Source organism: Chryseobacterium sp. CG10_8 (genome assembly GCF_058117085.1).
The window spans coordinates 1-4,874 of sequence record NZ_JBYVEB010000154.1 but is presented as its reverse complement, the minus strand read 5'-3'; the positions used below and the strand labels follow the sequence as shown (position 1 = coordinate 4,874).

Below are 4,874 nucleotides of genomic sequence, written 5' to 3'. Positions count from 1 at the left end.
ACTGTTAGCGGTAGGCCATATTTTTTATTTAATTTCTTCTGTTATATCCATCATCATATTGTAATGTCCTTCGTGCTTAGTCAAAACAAAAATATCTTTAAATACTTTTTTGTATGCTTCGATTGTTCTGTCTTGAAGTTCAATAAATAAATCGTCATTAATACTGTGTGAACCGTCATTAATCCAAGAAATCAAAGAACGACAAATTTCTTGTTCTTCTTTCGTTTTAAATTTTAAAATTAAATCGTCATCTCCATATTTTCCGAGTAGTTTGAAATAGTTTTCAATTATTCTACGCATTATGTTTTGAATTGTCATACTCGACTTTATTTCATCACTTTTTAATTCTTGCCAAAGTAGTTCATACGAAGATTGAATTGGGTTTTCCATTCCAAAACATTGTAAACTAGTTACTTTGTCATTTTTTCTTAATATCCAAAAATTCGTTTTATTACAAATATTTGTTCTGCCGTCAATAAAAGAAACTTCTTTGTGAAAATAAACATTGTGTGTTAATAAAATAAGCTGTTTGATGTTGCCATTCTCTGCCTTAATGGACTTAATAATATCCTTTAAAAGTGTACTGACAACAAACAAAACATTACTATCTAAACTTGAAATTGGGTCATCAACAATTAGAACTCTTTCATTGTTTACTTCGTCTTTAGAAATTCCACCTTTTGCCAATTGCAAAAAATACAGAAAAGTGATAAAGGTTATTTCGCCCTCACTTAAAGTAGATTCTGCAATTGTGCCGTCTTCACGTTGAATTTGATAAAATCCATCTTCTTGTGCAGGAACAATTTCAAAGTTTAAAAATCCGTATGATTTTAAGAGTCGGTTGATTTCATCTATAGTTGGTTGAATACTTGTAACGTTCTTGCTTAAATTTTTGATTTCAGCATCCAACTTTCTGTACTCATTTTGCTTTTCACTGAGTTGTGTTTCTAAACTTGCAATACCTTTTTCTAAACCATCTTTTTTGCTGTTAAAAGTCAATATTTCAGTTTTGTATTCTTCAATTACGTATTTCCAAATGGCTTTGATTAGATTACTTCTTTCTGTATTGTAATTGGCTACAATGTTATTATGTTTTTGAATTTCTTTGTTGGCTTGAGTAATTAATCCAACAATTAAATCAGATTGTTCTTTTATTGATATTAATTCAATGCTTCTGCTAGGTTCTTTGATTTTATTACTTAGATATTCGCTATTGGTTGTGTTTTGACTTATCAATGTTTTTAAAAATGCTGAAAATTTATCAATATCAATTTTTGTATTGTTTAATGTCTTTTGGTTTATTTCAATTGCATTTAATTGATTTATGATATTTTGTGTCAAAGTACTATATTCTTGTTTCAGCACTTTGAGTGAGTTTATATCATTCAAATAAGTTTCATCGAAGAAACTTTCTAACTGATTTTTGAAGTCGTTAGTTATTGTTTTTTCTTGACAAAATGGACAAGTATCGTCTTCGATATAATCTCGTCCTTGATTTACCCAATCATTGATATTCAATTTTTGAATTAACTTCGCAATATCTACATCTGCTTTTCCGACAATAATTTTTTTCCATATTTCATTAGTTTCTATTTCCAATACTCTTTCGAACGAAATTTGACTTATTGGTTCAATTCTTTGAGGTTGTTCTCCAAATATTGTTTGTGCCTTTTCTTTTAAATTCTCAAACGTTTCTAATGTTGCTGTATTGGATTTTGATTCTTCTAAAAGTTTGTTTTTAAATGATTCTTTTTGCAATTTTCCTACAAAGGCATCCTTAAAATTTGGCTCAAATTTCTTGTAAACTTTCGACCAAGTCACCTCCTTAAATTCGTTTTCTAGTGTTTCTTTTGTCGTTTTTTGGGTTTCTAGCGTTTCTTTTTTCTTTATTCCTTCAGCTTTGATTATTTTAAGTTTATCACTTTTTTCCTCAATTGCTTTTATTTGTTCTGCAGTTGCTTCGCCAAGTGTAAAAACTCCGTTTAGTTTTCCTTTGCCAAAATTTCTTTCTCTAAATTCTTTATTATAAACTAAAACATTCAATGTCAAATCATTTTGCCAAGTTACTGAACAATCAGGAAATTTGGAATTATCATTATTATAAATCAAATTTGAAATTGTGGTTTTTCCACAACCATTTGCTCCATAAATAAAATTGATTTTTTTTAAGTCGTTTATTTTTACACCTATTTCATCATATGTTGCGACATTTTTTACATCGATTGACTTAATCATCTTTGAGTTTTTTTGGTACGAACGTTTTTTTTGGCTTACCGCTAACGAGCGAGTATTGCCGAAGGACGGGCTTTTACGAACGAAAAGTTCAACTTTTTCCGAACCAGCAAAAAAACGCTTTTTGTTTTTGTAAATTTATAAAAAAAAGAAAATAAAAAGCGTTTTTTGCGGTCAAAATGTGAAAAATATTTCAATTCAGAATTCAACCCCGTCTTTTGGCAATACATTGTTACCTGCAGCGCCTCTTTCCACAAAGCTTTTTCCAGAGTTTTTGATTTTCAGCAAGTTTAAAGAATATTATTGCGTTAAATTCCAAAAATTTTTCCGTTACAAAAAATTCTGGATTTTTGAGCGAAGCGATTTTCGTTTTTTTAGCAAAATTTTACTCCAATTTAAAGTGTTTTATTCACGCTTCTCTTATTCCAGCGCATTTTTCAGCATTATTAACTCAAAGTTTTTGTTCCAATTTTCAATCCGACTTTATTCGCACAGTTCTTCATTCTAATACTCACATCGTTATGCGCAAAGTTTGTCCAATTCGTTGCCGAAACTGTCGTTGAATAAATTCGGTTCAATTTAGATTCGGATTTTTTTTCAGTCAGTTAAGTAGAAAATGAATTCAGACCTTATTTTCAATAAAGTTTGGTCTGGATTCAGTTTCTTTTTTATTCACTCAAGTCCGAGTTAATTAAACACGAAATTTTGTTCAATGGCAGTTGCAGGTAACGAAAAAGTATTAGCGAAGGCGGGCGAAAAGTGAACTGAAACCTAACGAAGTGGTTCGACGGAGTCAAAGTTCAATTTTCAACCAAACTGAGCCAATGCTTTTTCGGTGAAGTGAAATTACAAAAAAATAACGAAACCGAAAAGCAGTGGCGGCGAAGAATATTCAAATTTTCAATTTGAGTATTCAAGCCCGCTTTTGCTAATACACTGTTACCTGCCGTATTTTTATTTAGTAAGTATTTCAATTTTGTCTTTGTTTGATATTGCTACTTGTTTTGTCTTACGATTGAATGCAATTTTTGGTAAATCGTCAAGATGATGTATGATTGAAGATACTTGTTGCCCAGTAAGAATGTCTTCCAATTTTTCTTCAATTTGTCCAGTTTTATAGTTTACAATTTTGGGATAGTCAAATAAATCCCAAGCATATTTTTCATCAATTACTGTCAAGTGTCCGCCAATAGTAAAGTTTGTAGAAACTATGCCTGTAATAGTGTTTGTCTTAATATTCCAAATTGCTACTTGTCCGTTTTTTAATTTGTCAGATGGTTCGTGATTGAATGGTTCTGTATCGTTAGGAGAACCGATTAAAATCAAGTCATTGTTAATGTAGCTAGCAGTACAAATTTCGGCATCTACGTCTGGAGATATTTTGCCTTTGTCCAGAAGCAATGGATTTTGAATACATTCTTCTATGTCAAAAAATTCAACAAAGTCATATGGATGCCAAGCCCAGCCTTTACTTATAAAAGTCGTGTTGTCTGGGCTTATTTCAATACGTGAATGGAAAAAGTCAGAAGGTTTTCTATCTGCGTGTTTTGTAACTATTTCTCCTGTTTCAACTTCTTCAAAGTCAATTCGGCAGTATTCAGTCGGACAATGGATTAAATAAGTTTTTCCATTTTTAGCTGTCACAAAGGCAACAGGATATTCGTAAACGTCAGCTTGATAATATGAACGATTAATTTCTCTTAGAATTTCTCCATTTTTTAGAAGTAGTCCTTTCGTTCCTAATTTTTGATATATAACAGCGTATTCTCCACTGTCAGATATTACCGAGCTGTCAAAATTGAACGCAAAAGAATACTTACCAATTTCCTTTATCTGTCCATTTGTGAAATATTGTTTTCCAGCACTTGTCCAGTCAACAAGCGTGTCGTTGAACCAGCTCATAGTCTGCAAGTAATTTGTCTGTATTGTTTGTCTTTGCATTGTCTTTCCTAATATGGCGGGTAACGAGCGAGTATTGCCGAAGGACGGGCTTTTACGAACGAAAAGTTCAACTTTTTCCGAACCAGCAAAAAACGCTTTTTGTTTTTGTAAATTTATAAAAAAAAGAAAATAAAAAGCGTTTTTTGCGGTCAAAATGTGAAAAATATTTCAATTCAGAATTCAACCCCGTCTTTTGGCAATACATTGTTACCTGCAGCGCCTCTTTCCACAAAGCTTTTTCCAGAGTTTTTGATTTTCAGCAAGTTTAAAGAATATTATTGCGTTAAATTCCAAAAATTTTTCCGTTACAAAAAATTCTGGATTTTTGAGCGAAGCGATTTTCGTTTTTTTAGCAAAATTTTACTCCAATTTAAAGTGTTTTATTCACGCTTCTCTTATTCCAGCGCATTTTTCAGCATTATTAACTCAAAGTTTTTGTTCCAATTTTCAATCCGACTTTATTCGCACAGTTCTTCATTCTAATACTCACATCGTTATGCGCAAAGTTTGTCCAATTCGTTGCCGAAACTGTCGTTGAATAAATTCGGTTCAATTTAGATTCGGATTTTTTTTCAGTCAGTTAAGTAGAAAATGAATTCAGACCTTATTTTCAATAAAGTTTGGTCTGGATTCAGTTTCTTTTTTATTCACTCAAGTCCGAGTTAATTAAACACGAGATTTTGTTCAATGGCAGTTGCAGG

Annotated in this window: 2 protein-coding genes; both read right to left on the bottom strand. The window is 31.4% G+C overall.

Translation table 11 applies throughout. The annotated features are described in order from the left end of the window. Nucleotides 1-24: 24 nt before the first annotated feature. Entirely contained in the window at nt 25-2,235 is a 2,211-nt protein-coding gene (locus AC4AGG_RS15310) for an AAA family ATPase (protein WP_489772886.1), read from the bottom strand. A 951-nt stretch (nt 2,236-3,186) separates the two neighbouring features. Further along, complete coding sequence (locus AC4AGG_RS15305; RefSeq protein WP_489772885.1) at nt 3,187-4,326, bottom strand: hypothetical protein; 1,140 nt, start codon at nt 4,324-4,326, stop codon at nt 3,187-3,189. Nucleotides 4,327-4,874: the final 548 nt, after the last annotated feature.